15 protein-coding genes are annotated in these 17354 nt (G+C 67.3%); 11 read left to right on the top strand and 4 right to left on the bottom strand.

What is annotated here, in order from left to right; translation table 11 throughout:
• Position 1 precedes the first annotated feature (1 nt).
• The 10 genes from B2527_RS18845 to B2527_RS18800 all read left to right on the top strand — a co-directional run bounded on the left by B2527_RS18845 (position 2) and on the right by B2527_RS18800 (position 14690).
• Positions 2-667, top strand: a complete 666-nt coding sequence (locus B2527_RS18845) for a methyltransferase family protein (protein WP_017357195.1) — start codon at positions 2-4, stop codon at positions 665-667.
• Positions 664-3051: a heavy metal translocating P-type ATPase gene (locus B2527_RS18840; RefSeq protein WP_049404642.1), complete on the top strand. Its 2388-nt coding sequence runs from the start codon at positions 664-666 to the stop codon at positions 3049-3051. Before B2527_RS18845 ends, B2527_RS18840 begins: the two co-directional genes overlap by 4 nt.
• Entirely contained in the window at positions 3048-3455 is a 408-nt protein-coding gene (locus B2527_RS18835; RefSeq protein WP_049436410.1) for a hypothetical protein, read from the top strand. Before B2527_RS18840 ends, B2527_RS18835 begins: the two co-directional genes overlap by 4 nt.
• A gap of 82 nt (positions 3456-3537) precedes the next feature.
• On the top strand, positions 3538-4923 hold the full coding sequence (locus B2527_RS18830; protein WP_293717252.1) for an MBL fold metallo-hydrolase RNA specificity domain-containing protein: 1386 nt from the start codon (positions 3538-3540) through the stop codon (positions 4921-4923).
• Entirely contained in the window at positions 4920-6437 is a 1518-nt protein-coding gene (locus B2527_RS18825; protein ID WP_049404647.1) for a thymidine phosphorylase family protein, read from the top strand. Before B2527_RS18830 ends, B2527_RS18825 begins: the two co-directional genes overlap by 4 nt.
• Positions 6434-7348: a ribose-phosphate diphosphokinase gene (locus B2527_RS18820; protein WP_017355176.1), complete on the top strand. Its 915-nt coding sequence runs from the start codon at positions 6434-6436 to the stop codon at positions 7346-7348. The genes B2527_RS18825 and B2527_RS18820 overlap by 4 nt, the downstream gene beginning before the upstream one ends.
• Positions 7345-9810, top strand: a complete 2466-nt coding sequence (locus B2527_RS18815; RefSeq protein ID WP_017355175.1) for a hypothetical protein — start codon at positions 7345-7347, stop codon at positions 9808-9810. Before B2527_RS18820 ends, B2527_RS18815 begins: the two co-directional genes overlap by 4 nt.
• A gap of 25 nt (positions 9811-9835) precedes the next feature.
• A complete protein-coding gene (locus B2527_RS18810) occupies positions 9836-11428 on the top strand; it encodes an ABC1 kinase family protein (RefSeq protein ID WP_017355174.1) in 1593 nt (530 codons plus the stop codon).
• A gap of 63 nt (positions 11429-11491) precedes the next feature.
• Positions 11492-13567 carry a heavy metal translocating P-type ATPase gene (locus B2527_RS18805; RefSeq protein WP_293717251.1) on the top strand — a complete coding sequence of 692 codons (2076 nt, stop codon included), beginning with the start codon at positions 11492-11494 and terminating at the stop codon, positions 13565-13567.
• Between the two features lie 19 nt (positions 13568-13586).
• The gene (locus tag B2527_RS18800; protein WP_036196077.1) at positions 13587-14690 is read left to right on the top strand and encodes an acetate/propionate family kinase; all 1104 of its coding nucleotides are present in this window, start codon (positions 13587-13589) and stop codon (positions 14688-14690) included.
• A 36-nt stretch (positions 14691-14726) separates the two neighbouring features.
• Here the strand turns inward: B2527_RS18800 and B2527_RS18795 are convergent, their stop codons facing one another.
• The 4 genes from B2527_RS18795 to B2527_RS18780 form a co-directional block, all read right to left on the bottom strand.
• Positions 14727-15926 (bottom strand): hypothetical protein, encoded by a 1200-nt coding sequence (locus B2527_RS18795; RefSeq protein ID WP_017355170.1) that lies wholly within the window; start codon positions 15924-15926, stop codon positions 14727-14729.
• Positions 15927-16020: 94 nt separating this feature from the next.
• The gene (locus tag B2527_RS18790; protein ID WP_080354540.1) at positions 16021-16233 is read right to left on the bottom strand and encodes a GDCCVxC domain-containing (seleno)protein; all 213 of its coding nucleotides are present in this window, start codon (positions 16231-16233) and stop codon (positions 16021-16023) included.
• Positions 16226-16513 carry a heavy-metal-associated domain-containing protein gene (locus B2527_RS18785; RefSeq protein WP_017355169.1) on the bottom strand — a complete coding sequence of 96 codons (288 nt, stop codon included), beginning with the start codon at positions 16511-16513 and terminating at the stop codon, positions 16226-16228. Before B2527_RS18785 ends, B2527_RS18790 begins: the two co-directional genes overlap by 8 nt.
• Positions 16514-16521: 8 nt before the next feature.
• Complete coding sequence (locus B2527_RS18780; protein ID WP_017355168.1) at positions 16522-16878, bottom strand: mercuric transporter MerT family protein; 357 nt, start codon at positions 16876-16878, stop codon at positions 16522-16524.
• Between the two features lie 41 nt (positions 16879-16919).
• On the opposite strand from B2527_RS18780, the gene B2527_RS18775 reads away from it, so the two are divergent.
• Positions 16920-17345: a MerR family transcriptional regulator gene (locus B2527_RS18775; RefSeq protein ID WP_293717250.1), complete on the top strand. Its 426-nt coding sequence runs from the start codon at positions 16920-16922 to the stop codon at positions 17343-17345.
• Positions 17346-17354 lie beyond the last annotated feature (9 nt).

Genomic DNA, 17354 nt, shown 5'->3' with positions numbered 1-17354 from the left:
CATGCAGGCACCCGACTCCGGCTACGGTCTTTGGCTCCTCGCCGCCATCAACGCCGCGTTCTTCATCTTCTTCGCCTGGAGCTTCTACAAACCGCTGACCCGTTGGGACTGGCGTGGGTTCGGTATGTTCTCCGCCTTCGTCGTGGCCCTGTTCGCGGAAATGTATGGCTTCCCGCTGACGCTGTACGTCCTGGGCGGCTGGCTCAGCGCCAACTATCCGCAGGTGGACTGGCTGAGCCATGACGCGGGCCATCTGCTCGAGATGTGGTTCGGCTGGCGCGCCAACCCGCATTTCGGCCCATTCCACATCGCAAGCTTCGTCCTGATCGGCGGCGGCTTCTGGCTGCTGTCGGCCGCCTGGCCGGTGCTGTATCGGGCACAGCGTGAAGGCCGGCTCGCCCGCGAGGGCGTGTATGCGCGCATGCGTCACCCGCAGTACGTCGCCTTCCTGCTCGTGCTGACCGGTTTCCTGCTGCAGTGGCCCACGCTGCTCACGCTCGCCAGCTATCCAGTGCTCGTGTGGGCCTATGCCCGCCTGGCGCGTCGTGAGGAAAAAGACTGCTTGAGCCGCTTCGGCGACGACTACGTCCGCTACATGCAGGAAGTGCCGGCCTTCATCCCGCGACGCCGGCGCGGCCCCGCTCCATCCCAAGGAGAAACCCGATGACGCACGTCCACAAACCCACTGTGCGCACGCGCACCTGGCCCATCGGCGACATGGTGAGTGCCGGCTGCGCGCGCACGCTGGAGAAGGCCGTGGCCGCGCTGCCTGGAGTCAACGCCACCAGCGCGAATTTCGCTACCGCGACCCTGCAGGTGTCCTACGACCCGGCCCGCCTGTCGGCGGGCGCGGTCGCCACCGCGATCCGCGACTGCGGCTTCCAATGCAACGCGCCGATGCCCGATGCCGACCCCGCCGCAGGCGCGCACGCCCATGCTGCGCATGCCGGGCACGGACAGGAATTGGCCGCAGAGCGCCCCGCTGACGCCCACGCCGGCCACGGCGATGACGCCACGGATGCCGGGGGCCACGACGCCCATGCGGGCATGAACCACGGCAGCGATCTGCACGCCGCGGCGCGCGACATGGGCCGCCGCTTCCTGGTCGCCCTCGCCTTCGCGATCCCGGTATTCGTGTGGTCGCCCATGGGCGGGCTGATAGAGCCGCCGCCGGTGCCGTTCGGACTGCGCGAGAACGTCTGGTTGTTCCTGCTGGCGACCGGCGCCGTGCTGTATCCGGGCTGGCCATTCTTCAGCGCCGCGATCCGGTCCCTGCGACGGGGTGTGCTGGACATGGCGGTCCTGGTGCTCCTGAGCGTGGGCACAGGTTACGGTTTCAGCATCGCGTCGACGTTCTTCTTCGACGGGCCGAACTTCTACGAGGCCTCGGCCGTCCTGCTGACCTTCGTCCTGCTTGGCCACTGGCTCGAGATGCGGGCTCGCGCCGGCGCCTCGGACGCCATGAAAGCGCTGCTGAAGCTGTCCCCACCCCGCGCGGTCGTCCGGCGCGAGGGGCAGGAGCTCGACATTCCCACCGCTGAAGTGCTGGTCGGCGAGACCGTGATCGTGCGGCCCGGGGCGAAGATCCCGGTCGATGGCATCGTGACGGAAGGCAGCTCTCAGGTCGACGAATCCATGCTGACCGGCGAGTCGATGCCGGTGCGCAAGGATCCCGGAGAGTCCGTCGTCGGCGGATCGATCAACAAGAGCGGCGCATTCGCCTACACCGCCACCAAGATCGGCAGCGACACGGCACTGGCGCAGATCATCAAGCTGGTCCAGACCGCGCAGAACTCCAAGGCGCCCGCGCAGCTGCTCGCCGACCGCGCCTCGCAATGGCTGGTGCTGGCTGCGATCGTGATCGGGCTGCTGACCTTCGCGGTCTGGTTCTGGTGGCTGGGACAGCCGCTGCTGTTCGCGCTCACGCTGACGATCACCGTCTTCGTCATCGCCTGCCCCGATGCACTCGGTTTGGCCACGCCGATGGCGATCATGATCGGCACTGGCCTGGGGGCACGACACGGCATCCTCTTCAAGCATGCCGAATCGATTGAGAAGAGCGCACGCCTGGACGTGGTGATCTTCGACAAGACCGGCACCCTGACGGTCGGCGCCCCCGAGGTGGTCGACATGGCGGTCGCGCCGGGCTGGACGCAGGAGCGGTTGCTGGCCGCGGCCGCCGCGGTCGAGGCGCACTCCGAGCACCCGCTGGCGCAGGCCATCCTGAAGCGTGCCGGTCCGGTAGCCGAGCGCGCTACCGCGTTCACCAACATCGATGGCCAGGGCGCTACCGGCGTGGTTGACGGGGTGCAGGTGGTGCTGGGCAACCGGATCCTGATGGTCGAGCACGGCATCGACCTCTCGGTATTGGAAGCGGAGGCTGCGCGCCTCACCGGTGCCGGTCGCACGGTGATCTATGCCGGGGTGGGTGACCGGCTCGCAGGCTTCTTCGCGATTGCCGACGCGATCCGGGAGACCTCGCGCGCGGCCATCGACGAATTGCACCGGCGCAACATCAAGGTGGCGATGATCACCGGCGACAACCGCCCCACGGCCGAGCGCGTGGCACAGGACCTGGGAATCGACATCGTGCTGGCCGACGTGCTGCCGGGCGGCAAGGCCGATGAGGTCATCAAGCTGCAGTCGCAGGGCCTCAAGGTCGGCATGGTGGGCGACGGCATCAACGACGCACCGGCGCTCACCCAAGCCGACGTTGGGTTCGCGATCGGCGCCGGCACCGACGTCGCCATCGAGAGTGCCGACATCGTGCTCATGCACAGCGACCCTTATGACGTCGTTCGCGCGACCACCATCGCCCACGCCACTCTGCGCAAGATGCATCAGAATCTGGGCTGGGCCGTGGGCTACAACGTGCTGGCCTTTCCGCTGGCGGCCGGTGTGCTCTATCCGTTCGTGCTGTCGCCAGAAATCGCCGCGCTGTCGATGTCGGGCAGTTCGGTGATCGTCGCCCTCAACGCGTTGCTGCTCAAACGCCTTCCACTGGCGGATGCCGCCACCCCTCGCAGCCCATCTAAGGAGTCCACACCATGAATACGGTCACACACGTCGCCCATTCCAGACCCCGAGGTACCAATCGCAGCCATTGGGTCGCCGCACTGGCCCTCGCGCTCGCGTTCGCATTGCCGGGGGTCGTCTCCGCGAACGAGGGTGGGTTCCGCCACAACGTGTTGATGCGCGGCCAGGTGCTGGAAAAGCAGGACGGAACGCTTGTGGTCTGTGTCGGGCAGGCCGACGGTGCCCAGGTCGGGCAGGTGCTGGACGTGATCCGGCACAAGCGCCGTATCCGGCATTCGCGGGCCGGCGGTCCACGCTACCGCCGCGAGAACGTTGGCCAAGTGCGCATCGTCGAACTGTTCGACAGCCACTACGCGGAGGCTGAAGTGATCTCCGGGAGCCCCAAGGTCAACGACACAGTGGAGCTGATCCGCCCCTGACAGGCGCGCGGGCGATGCAGATGCGCCTCGGCCCTCGCCATGCCCTCCGCAATCACTTCCCTTCCAGGACAGGAGCCACACCATGACAGCGTCTTCCAACCCCACCCTGCAATTCCTCGGTGCCGCGGGCACCGTGACCGGCTCGCGCTACCTGGTCGAGGCCAACGGTCAGCGCGTGCTCGTGGACTGCGGCCTGTTCCAGGGCTACAAGCAATTGCGCGAGCGCAACTGGGCTCCGTTTCCCGTCGAGGCGTCATCAATCGACGCGGTGGTCCTGACCCACGCCCACCTGGACCATTCGGGCTACTTGCCCGCACTGGTCAAACAAGGGTTCCGCGGCCGGATCCACTGCACCCATGGCAGCGTGGCCCTGTGCGGCCTGCTGCTTCCCGACAGCGGACACCTGCTCGAAGAGGAGGCCAAGTACGCGGCCCGCAAGGGGTACTCCAAGCACAAGGAACCACGGCCGCTTTATACCGAGGATGACGCCCGCCGCAGCCTGAAGCAGCTCAAGGGGCATGACTATGGTCGCGACATCGAGGTCGCATCAGGCGTCACGATCCGCTTCCATCCTGCCAGCCACATCCTGGGCGCTGCCCATGTCAGCCTTGACGTCCAGGGCCAGCGCCTGCACTTCAGTGGCGACCTGGGACGGCAGCAGGAGTCGCTGATGAATCCGCCGACGCCCCTGCCCGCCTGTGACGTCCTGGTCTGCGAATCCACATATGGCAATCGGGAACACATTCCGATCGACCAAGAAGCCGAGCTGGCACCGATCATCCGCCGCGTTGCCGCCCGCGGGGGCGTGATCGTCATTCCCGCCTTTGCCATCGGCCGCGCCCAGGCGCTCATGCTGCATATCGCCCGGCTGCGTGAGCGCAAGGACATCCCTCGCGTGCCGGTCTACCTCAACAGCCCGATGGCGATCAACGCGACCCGGCACTACCACGACCACCACTCCGAGCACCACGTGTCCGACGAGGACTGCCAGCGGATGTTCGACGTGGCCACCTTCGTCAACACTGTAGAAGAGTCGAAGGCACTCAACCGCCAGCGCGGGCCGATGATCATCATCTCGGCCAGCGGCATGATCACCGGCGGGCGCGTGCTGCACCACATCGAGGCGTTCGGCCCCGATGACCGCAACGCGATCCTGCTCGCGGGCTACCAGGCCGGAGGAACACGCGGTGCCGCGCTGGCGGCAGGCAAGCGCACGTTGCGCATGTTCGGCCGCGAGGTCCCCATCCGCGCCGAGGTGGTGCAGCTGGAGGGCTTCTCCGGCCACGCCGACGCCGGGGAGCTGCTGGACTGGATGCGCACCGCGCCGTCCGCGCCGCGCATGGTCTACCTCACCCACGGCGAGCCCGACGCTGCAGACACGCTGCGCGGGCGCGTGCAGCGTGAACTGGGCTGGCGTGCGCGCGTGCCGGGGCACCTGGAGCAAGTCGGATTGGAGGATGCGAGATGACCACGCAGGCCCCGGGCCACACCCGCCTGCGCGTCACCCGTGCCGGCATCGACACCTACCAGCAGCCGGTGGTCTATATGCACCGCGACTGCGAGGTCTGTCGCTCGGAAGGCTTTGCCGCGATGACGCGCGTCAGGCTGGACGTGGACGCCCGCACGCTGGTGGCGACGCTGAACGTGGTCATCGACGATCGGCTCGGCCTGGACGAGGTGGCGTTGTCGGAGGCCGCGTGGACGCTCCTCGATCCCGCGCCCGACGCCCTCGCCGGCGTCAGGCACGCGGAACCCGCGGCGTCGGCGGGCGCGCTCCGTGCCAAGGTGTTCGGCGCCCGGTTGGACGACGCGCAGTACTTCGCCCTGGTGCAGGACGTGATGGAAAGCAGGTTGTCGGACCTGGAGCTTGCAGCTTTCGTCACTGCCAGCGCGGGTGACCGCCTGGACCATGCGGAGACGACCGCGCTGACGCGAGCCATGATCTCCGTGGGCCAGCGCCTGGACTGGGGCGAAGGGCCGGTGCTGGACAAACACTGCGTAGGTGGCCTGCCGGGCAATCGCACCACCCCGATCGTGGTGGCCATCGTGGCTGCGCTGGGCTACCGCATCCCGAAGACCTCGTCGCGCGCGATCACGTCGCCCGCGGGCACCGCCGACACCATGGAAGTGATGGCGCCGGTGGCGCTCGACCTGGCGGCGATGCGCCGGGTGGTGGAGCGCGAGGGCGGCTGCATCGTGTGGGGTGGCAACGTGCGCCTGAGCCCGGCCGACGACATCCTGATCCGGGTCCAGCGCCCGCTGGATTTCGACAGCGACGGCCAACTGGTCGCCAGCGTGCTGTCGAAGAAGATAGCCGCGGGCTCCACCCACGTCCTGATCGACATGCCGGTGGGTCCGACGGCCAAGGTGCGAGGTGAGGCCGCGGCCCACAGCCTCGGCACGCGGCTTGCCCACACCGCGGGCGCGCTGGGATTGCAGTTGGGCATCCATCGCTCCGACGGCACCCAGCCGGTGGGTCGGGGAATCGGCCCGGCGCTCGAGGCGCACGACGTGCTCAAGGTGCTGCGCAACGCGGCCGATGCACCCGCCGACCTTCGCGAACGCGCACTTGCGCTGTCCGCGGCGCTGCTGGACATGGCAGCGGGCAGCAACGCCGGCACCGGACTGGAGCGCGCGCGCGGCGTGCTGGATTCCGGGGCGGCGCTGGCCAAGTTCCTGGCGATCTGCGAGGCCCAGGGAGGCTTCCGCGAACCGCCACGGGCGGCGTTCACCGCCGACGTCCCGGCGCCTGCATCGGGCCGCATCGCGGCGATCGACAACCGCAGGCTGGCCAAACTGGCCAAGCTGGCCGGCGCCCCGACATCCCCCACCGCCGGCCTCGAAACCGGTCTGCGGATCGGCGATACGGTCGAGCGCGGACAGCCCATGATGACCCTGCATGCGGAGTCGCCGGGAGAACTGGCCTACGCCCTGGAGCACGCCGCGACGCTGCAACCCTTTGTGCTTGGAGAGGTTCCATGACCCGTGTGCTGATGCCCTTCCCGGCCGATGCCGTGTTGGCCGGCACCATCAACCAGCCCCTGCAGGCGCGCATTGCACCCGTGGCCTGGCGGCACTTCCCCGATGGCGAGTCGCTGGTCACCCTGGACGACGCACTGGACGGCGCCGATGTGGCGATCCTGGCCAGCCTGCGCAACGCCGATGCCCTGGCCCTCCCGCTGCGCTTCGCCGCCCGGACCGCGCGCGAGTTCGGGGCTCGTTCGGTCGGCCTCATCGCACCCTACCTGGGGTATATGCGCCAGGACACCCGCTTCCATCGCGGCGAGGCGGTCAGTACACCGCTGTTTGCGCAATTCCTCGAAGAGGCTTTCGACTGGCTGGTGACCGTGGACCCGCACCTGCACCGCGTCGAGCGCCTGCAGTCGCTCTACCGCATTCCGACGGTCCACGTATCGGCGACGCCGGCCGTGGCCCGCTGGATCGCTGAGACCGTCCCCGACGCTGTGCTGATCGGCCCTGACAGCGAGAGCGAGCAGTGGGTAGCGGACATCGCCGCCCTGTCCGGCATGCCCTACCAGGTGCTGGCCAAGGAGCGGCACGGCGACTACGACGTGCGCGTCAGCCTGCCCGACCCGCAGGCCGTGGCGGGCCGGACCCCGGTCCTGATCGACGACATCGTGTCGTCCGGCCACACCATCCTGGAGACCCTCGCACACCTGCGCCGGTTGTCGTTGCCGCCGCCACTGCTGGTCGCCATCCATCCGGTGTTCGCCGGCGATGCCTACGCCCGCCTGCAGGAAGCAGGTCTGGCCCGCATCGTCAGTACCGACACCATTGCCCACCCGTCGAACGCGATCGCGCTCGGCGCGGACCTCGCTGACGCGGCATCGACCCTGATGTCCGCTTCGGCCGACTCCCCGGAGGACCCATGAACCTGCATCTCAACTGCTGCACCGCCGACCAGCTGTCGGCCGCCGAGCGCCAGCGGACCCTTGAACTCGCCGACGCCCACCGGCGGGCCGATCCCGCGTTTGACCATTGGGCGGCCGGCTACGGCGTGATCCGACATGACCCGCTCACCCAGCTCCGGGTCCGCCAGATGGTGCACGAGCTGGTGGCCTTGGGCCGCACGCCCGATGCCGGCACCGCCTGGCAGCGGCTCGCCGCGGCCGATCGCGTCACCAGCGCCGGCATGTGGCTGGTGGCCCACATGACCTACAGCCAGCGGGTCCGCACCGACGGCGCGGCCCTCGAGGCCGATGACTTCAAGGCCACGCCCGAAGGCCACACTGGCGGGTCCCTCAACATGGTGCCGGCCTACGCCGGCTACCTGCTGATGGACGCCCTGGATGGCGTCACCCGCGCATGGATGATGGGCCAGGGGCACTGCGTGGCCGCCATCGACGCGCTGAACGTGCTGGTTGGCAACATGACCGCCCGGCACGCCGAACGTTACGACCGCTCCGACGCGGGGCTGAGCCGGTTCGTCGGCGACTTCTATGCCTACACCCTCAATCCGGACGGAACACCGGCGTCGCCCCTGGGCTCCCACGTCAATGCGCACACCGCCGGGGGCGTGATGGAAGGCGGCTATCTCGGCTTTGCCGAACTGCAGTACGTGCATGCACCGCTCAAGGACGAACGCCTGGTGGCGTTCCTCAGCGACGGTGCGTTCGAGGAACAGCGCGGCAGCGACTGGGCGCCGCGCTGGTGGCGTGCCGAGGACAGCGGGCTGGTCAGCCCGATCATCATCCTCAACGGGCGGCGCATCGAACAGCGCAGCCAGATCGCCCAGCAGGGCGGCGAGCGGTGGCTGGACCGGCACCTGCGATTGAACGGCTTTGATCCGATCGCGCTGGACGGGCGCGATCCGGCCAGCATCGCGTGGGGTATCCATGTGATGGAGTCGCGCCTGCAAGCGGGCGCCGCCGTTCCCGATGCCGACGTGCGGCTGCCCTATGGCATTGCCGAAACCGTGAAGGGCTTCGGATTCCCCGGCGCCGGGACCAACGCCTCGCACAACCTGCCCCTGCCCGGGAATCCGTCGAAGGAGGCCGAGGCACGCGCGCTCTTCAATCAAGGCGCCGCGGCGCTGTTCGTGGCCGCGTCCGAGCTCGAGGAGGCTGTTGCCGCACTCAACAGCCACGACCTCCAGCAGCGCGTGCGCGAGCGCGACCATGCGCTGGCCGATCGCCAGGTGGAACCGCCCCGCGTCCCGGCGATCGCCGACCGCGGCGCCGGCGGCGAGAGCTCGCCGATGACCGCGCTCGACGAGCAGTTCGTCGCCATCGCCGAAGCGAACCCGGGGCTGCGCGTGCGCGTGGGCAATCCTGACGAGCTGCGCAGCAACAAGCTCGATCGCACCCTGGACGCAATGAAGCACCGGGTGCACGAGCCCGAGCCCGGTGTCGCGGAATCGACCACTGGCGCGGTCATCACCGCGCTTAATGAGGAAGCCGTGGTATGCGCCGCGCTCGGCAACAAGGGCGGGCTGAACCTGGTGGTCACCTACGAGGCGTTCGCACCGAAGATGCTTGGCGCCGTGCGCCAGGAATTGATCTTCGCGCGTCACCAGGCACAGGCGGGGCGACCGCCCGGCTGGCTGGGCGTGCCTCTCGTGCTGACCTCGCACACGTGGGAGAACGCGAAGAACGAGCAGTCCCATCAGGATCCGACCATGGCCGAGGCGCTCCTGGGCGAAATGGCCGACATATCGCGCGTGGTGTTTCCCCCGGACGCCAACGGCGCCGCCGCGGCCCTCGCCCACGCCTACGCGCAACGCGGCACGGTCACCACCCTGGTCGTCCCCAAGCGACCGGTGCCGCACGAGCTGACACCGACGCAGGCGCAGGCGCTGGCCACCCAAGGTGCGCTGTGCCTGGCCGGCAACCCGGCGACAGCGGCGATCCTGCTGGTCGCCACCGGTGCTTACCAATTGCAGGAAGTGCGCCACGCGCAGGTGCGCCTCGTTGAACGTGGCGTGTCGGCCGCGATCGTCTATCTCGGCGAGCCCGGCCGGTTCCGCACGCCGCGCGATCCGGACGAGGCGCGGTACGTGCACTCCGACAGCGAGGTCCATGCACTGTTCCCGGCGGAACGGCCGCGCATATTCGTCACGCATACGCGGCCCGAGCCCTTCCTGGGCGCGCTGCGCCGGCTCGACACTGGCCCGGCCACGACCGCGGCGCTCGGCTTCGTCAACCGCGGCGGCACGCTGGACGTGCCGGGACTGCTGTTCGCCAACCGCAGCACCTGGGCGCACGTGGTCGATGCGGCCGCGGGCGTCCTCGGCCAGTCCCGGGGCGGCCTGTTGTCGGAAGCGGAGCTGGCGGCAGTGGATGGTCGGGGCGATCCGGCCACGATCCTGCGTCCTGCAAGTGGGTCGACGCCATGAGTTGTCCAACCGGGAGCGCGCGTTGATGGCGGGCACGGTGCGGCGCGGAGGCCAGATTGCCTGGGCGGGACTCAAGCTCGGCGTCGCCGTGCTGCGCCTGCGCCGACGTGCACCCGACCTGCTTCCGGCATACGTCAGCACCACACTGGTGGGGTTGGGCACCACCTTCGTCAAGCTGGGCCAGGGCTTGAGCCTGCGCTGGGACCTGCTGCCGGCGCCCTATCGCGAGGCGCTGTCGCGATTGCACAGCGATGTGCCCCCCTTCCCGGCGGAGGAGGCCATGCGTATCGTCGAACAGGCGTTTGGCGCGCCGGTCGGCGAACTTTTCGCCAGCTTCGATGACAAGCCCCTGGCCGCGGCTTCAGTGGCCCAGATCCATCCAGCGCGCATGCATGATGGTCGCGATGTGGTCGTCAAGATCACCCGCCCCGGGATCCATGCCCAGGTGCAGGCGGATCTGCTGCTCCTGCGGCGCACGATGCGCGTCGCCCAGTGGATCTGGCCGCCACTGAAACGCCACCGGCCGCTCGAACTGGTGGACGAACTAGGCGCATTCCTGCGTGACGAGATCGACATGCGTCACGAGGCGCAGAACATGCGGCGCATGGCCAAGGTGCTGGATGCCCTGCCCGGCATCACCCAGCCGCACGTCGTCGAGCCGTATGCCACCCGCAACGTGCTTGTGCAGGATCGAAGCCACGGGACCCGTCTGGAGGCCGCGTACGGCACAGCGGCCGCTCCCGCACTGGCAAGGGCGCTGCTCGGTGCCTACGTGCATCAGCTCTTCGGCGCCGGCGTCTTCCATGCCGACCCGCACCCGGGGAATCTGTTCTTCTTTGACGACGGTCGCCTGTGCCTGCATGACTTTGGATCGATCGGCGTGCTCGACCCTGCATCCCGGCTCGCGCTCGGCGGCATGGTCGAGGCCATTGCGGCCGACGACGCCGAGGGCGTGCTGGATGCAGCGATCGCCATGGGCTTCTTCCCGTCGCAGGTCGACCGCCGCTCGCATGTGCGCGAGATCCACCTGATCCTGGCCGAGATGGCCAGCCGTCCGCTGGCGCAGTGGTCCATTGCCGAGGCAATCTGGCGCGTGGCACGCATTGGGCAGGGCGCTGGCTTCCGGCTTCCGGCCCACCTGCTGTCCCTGATCCGGACGCTGTTCCTGGTCGAGAACACGCTGCGGGCGCTGGATCCGAATCTGGACCTGCTGGGGACGCTGTCCGCGCAGGCGGCCGCGATCGCCGACATTGCCGAAGCCAGCCGCCCCAGCGGCAACAGGCCGCTTGCCATGCGGCTGGCCCGCACTGCGCGCCAACTGCCACAGATCGCCACCGACCTGTTGCGGCAGGCGCAACTGAGCGACGGACGACCCGCCTTCTCCGTACACCACCATGGCCTGAGTTCCACGCAGGAGGCAATCGCGCGCACGGGCAACCGGCTGGCGTTGGCCCTGGTCACCTTGGGCCTGTACGTAAGCGGTGCGCTGTTGAGCCTGCATTCCGACGGCCCGCAAGTGTTCGGTCACATGCCTTTCCTGGCTATGGTGGCTTTCGCTGCTGCGGGATTGCTCTCACTGCGGCTGGTGATGGCCATCGCCAGATCGGGACACTTGTAACAGAACACTGATCTATCTCCCCGCTGGTGCCCGGCGCATCAGTGCATCCAGGAAGGCAGACCCATGACGCAACACAATCATCATCATCAAGATCATCAGGCGCACGGCGAGCAACCGCCGCATCCCCGCACGGGTGCTGAAGGTGACGTCCATGCCGGGCACGACAAGCATGCCGGCCACAGCGTGGCGAGCTTCCGCGACAAGTTCTGGCTCACGCTGCTGCTGACCATCCCCACTCTGATCTGCAGCGGGATGATCCAGCATTGGTTCGACTACACCGCACCACAGTTCCCGGGGTCGGCGTACATCCCGGCGGTGTTCGGCACGATCGTGTACTTCTACGGCGGCTCGCCGTTCCTCCGCGGCGGATACCACGAGCTGAGAAATCGCCTGCCGGGCATGATGACGCTGATCTCGCTTGCGATCACCGTCGCCTTCCTTTACAGCGCGTTGGTCACGCTCGGCGTCGTCGAGGGCTTGGACCTGTGGTGGGAGCTGGCGACGCTGGTGGCGATCATGTTGCTCGGCCACTGGATCGAGATGCGTTCGATCAACCAGGCACAGGGCGCTCTCAAGGAACTCGCGAAGCTGCTGCCTGATATGGCGGTGCGGTTGGATGAGGCCGGTACCGCGAAGGAAGTCCCTGTCGCGGAACTGAAGCGCGGCGACCTGCTGCTCATCAGGCCCGGCGCGAGCATTCCCGCCGACGGCGTCGTGAAGGAAGGGACCAGCGCCGTCAACGAAGCGATGATCACCGGCGAGTCCAAGCCGATGGACAAGTCGACGGGCGACCGGGTGATCGCCGGCACCGTCAACGGACAGGGCTCGTTGCGTGTCGAGGTGACGGGAACCGGCGACGAGACCGCGCTCGCGGGTATCATGCGGCTCGTCGAGCAGGCCCAGACGTCGCGCTCGCGCGCCCAGGCCCTGGCGGACCGGGCGGCGTTCTACCTCACGATCATCGCCATCGTCTCCGCCGCGGTTACCGCCATTGTCTGGCCACTCCTCGGTCGACCGTGGAGCTTCACGATCGAGCGCGTAGTGACCGTGCTCGTGATCGCCTGTCCCCATGCGCTGGGTTTGGCCATCCCGCTGGTGACCGCCATCTCGACCACGATTGGCGCACGGAACGGCCTGCTCGTGCGCGATCGACGCGGCCTGGAAGAGGCCCGTTTGCTGAACACGGTCGTGTTCGACAAGACAGGCACGCTCACGCTCGGTTCGCACCGCGTCGTGAAGACCACTGCCGCCGATGGACTCACCGACGACGAGGTGCTTCGCGTGGCCGCGTCGGTCCAGCGCGACGCTGAACATCCGATCGCGCAGGCGCTGATGACCAGCGCCAAGGAACATGGCATCGACGTTCCGATGTCGCAGGACTTCGAGTCCATGCCGGGACGCGGCGTGCGCGCAGTCGTCGAGGAGCGCTCGCTTCACGTTGGCGGGCCGGGTCTGTTGAGAATGCTCGCGGTCGAACCGCCGGAGACGCTTCGGCGGGCTGCCGAATCAGCGGCAGCCGATGGTCAATCTGCAACCTACCTGGTGGAAGGCGACCGGGTGCTCGCCGTATTTGCGATCGCGGATGCCATCCGTCCCGAATCGTTCGACGCGGTCAAGCGGCTGCACGACGAAGGACTGGAGGTTGTCCTGCTGACGGGTGATTCCACGGCGGTCGCAAACGCGGTCGCGAAGGAACTCAACATCGACACCGTCTTCGCCGAGGTATTGCCCGAGGACAAGGTGGCAAAGATCGAGGAGCTGCAGGCCCAGGGCAAGCGCGTCGCGATGGTGGGTGACGGTGTCAATGACGCTCCGGCGCTGCTCACGTCCGACGTCGGCATCGCCATCGGCACAGGGACGGACGTCGCGGTCGAGGCCGGCGACGTCGTACTCGTGCGCAGCGACCCGCGCGACGTGCCAGCGATCATCGAATTGAGCAAGGCCACCTATCGCAAGATGATCCAGAACCTGTGGTGGGCCGCCGGCTACAACATCGTCGCCATCCCTCTCGCCGCTGGCGTTCTCGCCGCATGGGGGATCCTGCTGCAACCTGCGCTTGGGGCAGTGCTCATGTCGCTGAGCACCGTCGTTGTGGCAATCAATGCGCAGTTGTTGCGCCGGGCGGTGCGGTCCCCATGAACATGATTCGGGGACACCTGTGACCACGCGCCGGCTTCTTGCACTCAACGTTGGCTCGTCCACCCTCAAGGGCGCGTCCTATCTGTTCAACACTGAGGGACACGGCGCGCAGTCTCGTCTGCTCGAGCGCTCCCGGGCCGAAATTCCAGTCGGCGTGGATGCGCAGGAGCGCCTTGCCACCCTGCTCGAGGCATTGTCGGAGCCGTGGCCCAGCCCCGACGTGGTGGTGCACCGAATCGTACATGGCGGTGACCTGCACGACGCCCGCGAGCTCGACGAAACCGTGCTCGCGAAACTGGATGCATTGGTGCCGTTCGCACCCTTGCACCAGCCGGTAGCCCTCGCTTTCGCGCGTGCCGCGCGCATGCGTTGGCCGCACGCGCGCCAAGGCGTGGCCTTCGACACCGACTTCCACGCGTCGCTCGCGCCCTGGAGCCGGCGCTTGCCTGTCCCTGAAGCATGGGATGCGCTGGGCATCCGCCGCTACGGTTTCCATGGACTCGCCTTTGCCTCCGCGCTCCGCATAGTGGCCAGCCACGACGCTGGAATCCTGAAGGGCCGCGCTGTCTTCGCGCATCTGGGGGGTGGCTGCAGCGTCTGCGCCGTCGAGGGCGGCCGCAGCCGCGACACCACCATGGCGCTCACTCCGCTGGGTGGAATCCCGAGCCCTACCCGCTCCGGAGATCTCGATCCCGGCGCGTTGCTGTATCTGCTGAGGCATGAACGCCTGGATGCGCAGGCGCTTGAAAACGGCCTGTACCGCAGTGCAGGCCTTGCCGGAATCGCCGGCCATGGCGACATGCGCGTGTTGCTGACGGATCCCGGCCCGCAGGCCCAGCTTGCCGTGGAGCTCTTTGCAGTCCGGATTGCGCAGTCCATCGCGGCCATGGCCACGGCAATTGGCGGTCTCGACCATGTCGTCTTTTCCGGCGGCATCGGCCATCGCGCGCCGGTTTTGCGGGCTCGCATCGTCGCGCGACTGGCCTGGCTCGGCCTGGCGCTGGCACCTGACGTCAACGATGCTGGAGCCACGCGGATCGACCGCGGGGGCGGGCCGAGCATATGGAACGTCGCGATCGATGAGGAGCGCGAACTGGCTGAATCGGCACTCGCCTGGCTGTAGCCACGACACGCCCCAAGGGTCGGCTCCGGTGGGGAATCACTCCTCGATCCGTGACGACGTGAGCACCGCTGCGAATCCACCACCGGGGGTGCGCATGTTCGTGGTCTGGCCCTGGTACAGCCTGGCCGCGAACAACAGGACACCCGCCTCGGACGCGAAGCAGCGCACATCCGCCTTGAGGGACTGGCCCCCATGCACGATCCGCATGCTCGGTGGCGCGAAGGCCTGTGCGATGTAGGTCGCCGACGCCATAGACGCCCAAGTCCGCCGGGTCAACTTGTCGCCCCGATAACTCCCACGGCTGCCAAACCCTGCTGCAGGCTTGAAGAAATATCCGTTGCGCACTGCCCACAACGCATCCCGGTTCGCGGGCACGAGTTCGACCGTGGGCGGGATCACCTGGCCCAGCAGTGCCGTCGAACCCGCATCGACCCCGAACCCGCCGAGCAGAGCCGGGTCCCCGAGCACCGCAAGGTTGCGCTTGTCGGCAAACAGCGCGTGTGCTCGGGGATGCGGCATCAGCGCGACGTCCCCTGCCAGGTAAGCCTCACGAATGTCTGCATGCGAGGCATCCTCGAGCGCGAAATCGGTCAACCGGTTGTAGACAGTGTCGATTCGACCGTGGGCATCCTCAAGCCCGTCCGAACCAAACGACAAATCCTCGGGAGCGCTGATCACGCAGTCCACGCCATGGTCCCGAAACGCGTTCGCGTACAGCACAAACTCGGGGTAAAGGAACTGCGCTCGCGGAGTGCTGTCCACGATGGCCAGGCGCGACGGCGTGCGCCCGGATTGCTGCCGAGCATCCTCCATCCAGGCCGTGACGGCCGCATCACGCGCTTGGGCCGCGTTGGTCCAGGTGGCCCATGCTGGCGGCGCGCAAGACCGCACGGCATCGAGCAACAAGGCATTGAGGAGCAGACCGCCTGGATTGGTGTTGACCTCGATCAGCCGCGGGCCATCGACCGTCAGGTGAAAGTCCAGACCCAGGACGCCCCCCGCCGAACCCGGATCATGGGTTGCAATGTCAGGGGCCCATTGCAGGACCCGTTGGCTATATCCCGGGTTTCCTGCGACGTCGAAGACCGCCGCCGCGACTCGTCCCATGGCCTCCAACGCGGGCCGATCAACGAACAAGGCATAGGGTGAAAATAAGTGCGCGTGTACGGCGGGATCAGTCGTGAACTCCGGAAAGGCACCCCGGATCGACTCGTGCAGACGGAGGATGTCGACCACTTCGCATGCACACCGCTGGTTGAGCGGCGCGCTTTCCAGGGTGGCACAGTCGATCTCGCAGCCTGTCTGTCCAACTATTATCGGAGTCCGCGGTTCAACCACAACAGGGATTGTTCTGTTGGATCGGTGGACATGGCACTGTTCCGAACGAGCAGAACACACAGCAGTCGCCTTGATGCGGACGCAAAACCGCTCCACAGCCCGTGCACTCATAGAAGAATTGACACGCTGTGATGGGCATTGTCTCGGTCGCCCGATGGCCGCACTCCGGGCAGGTCAAGATGCTTTCCAGCTTGACGTCACTCACCGCCAGTCCGCACCTTGGCCGGGAAGCCTGCTTCCGTGACTGCACGCGCGATTCCGGCTGCATCCGTCTGGCTCGATTCGAACGTCACCGTGACTGTTTCAGCCCGGGTGTCCACCTTCACATCGGCCACGCCCGGCACCTTCTCCAGCGCCTTCCTGATGGTGATGCCGCAGGCGGGACAGGTCATGTTCTCAGCATCGAGCATCACTACGGTTGCGGGCGTCGCAAGAGCGGCACCGACCGACAGAGCAGCCACCAGGGCCAGTATCCACTTGTGCATCGCGCCTCCTACAGAATCCAGACGATGTAATAGGGAAACAGCAGCAACAGGACGATGAGGGCTGTCGCCAACCAGAGCCAACGTCGCCTGCGTCGCAGAGCGTCCGGGGCGATGCAACTGCCATCCACACCGCACCGTGCCGCCGGTCGATACAGCATCCAAAACGCCACGGCCAAGGACAGTACGGCGGCGGCGCTGAACCAGGGCCTCAAGGGATCGAGAGCTGTCAGGGTGCCGATCCAGGCGCCACTGATGCCCAGCAGGACCAGCACCAGCGGCACGACGCAGCAGACCGATGCGCCAATGGCGGCGATGCTCGCGCCAACGATGGCTGGAACAGACGATTTGGCCGGGGTTGTTTGCATCAGAGCATACTAGCCTCTGTACCTAGGTACGGAGTCAAGCCGTGCGTCCGAACACGTTTACGATCAGCCGGCTGGCGGCGGCGGCCGATGTGCACGTCGAAACCGTGCGCTACTACCAGCGGCGTAGGCTGCTGCGTCAACCCGAGCGACCCATAGGAGGCGTGCGTCGTTACGACGAAAACGATGTCAATCGGCTTCAGTTCATCCGGCGCGCTCAGATGATGGGATTCAGCCTCGACGAGATCGCTGGCCTGCTAGAGATCACAGGCGAAGGTTCTTGCGAGCAGACCCGTCAGCTGACCGAGCGAAAGCTCGTCGATGTCCGTCTACGAATCCGCCAGCTGCGACAGCTGGAGAGGGATCTCGAACAGAAAATAGCGCGGTGCGCCCAAGTGCCGGCGGGAGAGTGCTGCCCAACCCTCGATTTTCTGGAGCGGCCAATAAAGCCAGCTGCGACAGGCAGTTAGCTCACTTTC

Source organism: Stenotrophomonas sp. UBA7606 (assembly GCF_002477705.1).
Taxonomy (GTDB): Bacteria; Pseudomonadota; Gammaproteobacteria; order Xanthomonadales; family Xanthomonadaceae; genus Stenotrophomonas.
The sequence above is the reverse complement of the archived record's forward strand: the minus strand, read 5'-3'. Positions and strand labels throughout refer to the sequence as shown.

Coding starts and splice junctions, on each gene's coding strand:
- B2527_RS18820 (WP_017355176.1), top strand. CDS start 6,434: ATGACCCGTGTGCTGATGCCCTTCCCGGCCGATGCCGTGTTGGCCGGC.
- B2527_RS18840 (WP_049404642.1), top strand. CDS start 664: ATGACGCACGTCCACAAACCCACTGTGCGCACGCGCACCTGGCCCATC.
- B2527_RS18825 (WP_049404647.1), top strand. CDS start 4,920: ATGACCACGCAGGCCCCGGGCCACACCCGCCTGCGCGTCACCCGTGCC.
- B2527_RS18805 (WP_293717251.1), top strand. CDS start 11,492: ATGACGCAACACAATCATCATCATCAAGATCATCAGGCGCACGGCGAG.
- B2527_RS18830 (WP_293717252.1), top strand. CDS start 3,538: ATGACAGCGTCTTCCAACCCCACCCTGCAATTCCTCGGTGCCGCGGGC.
- B2527_RS18785 (WP_017355169.1), bottom strand. CDS start 16,513: ATGCACAAGTGGATACTGGCCCTGGTGGCTGCTCTGTCGGTCGGTGCC.
- B2527_RS18845 (WP_017357195.1), top strand. CDS start 2: ATGCAGGCACCCGACTCCGGCTACGGTCTTTGGCTCCTCGCCGCCATC.
- B2527_RS18810 (WP_017355174.1), top strand. CDS start 9,836: ATGGCGGGCACGGTGCGGCGCGGAGGCCAGATTGCCTGGGCGGGACTC.
- B2527_RS18835 (WP_049436410.1), top strand. CDS start 3,048: ATGAATACGGTCACACACGTCGCCCATTCCAGACCCCGAGGTACCAAT.
- B2527_RS18815 (WP_017355175.1), top strand. CDS start 7,345: ATGAACCTGCATCTCAACTGCTGCACCGCCGACCAGCTGTCGGCCGCC.
- B2527_RS18780 (WP_017355168.1), bottom strand. CDS start 16,878: ATGCAAACAACCCCGGCCAAATCGTCTGTTCCAGCCATCGTTGGCGCG.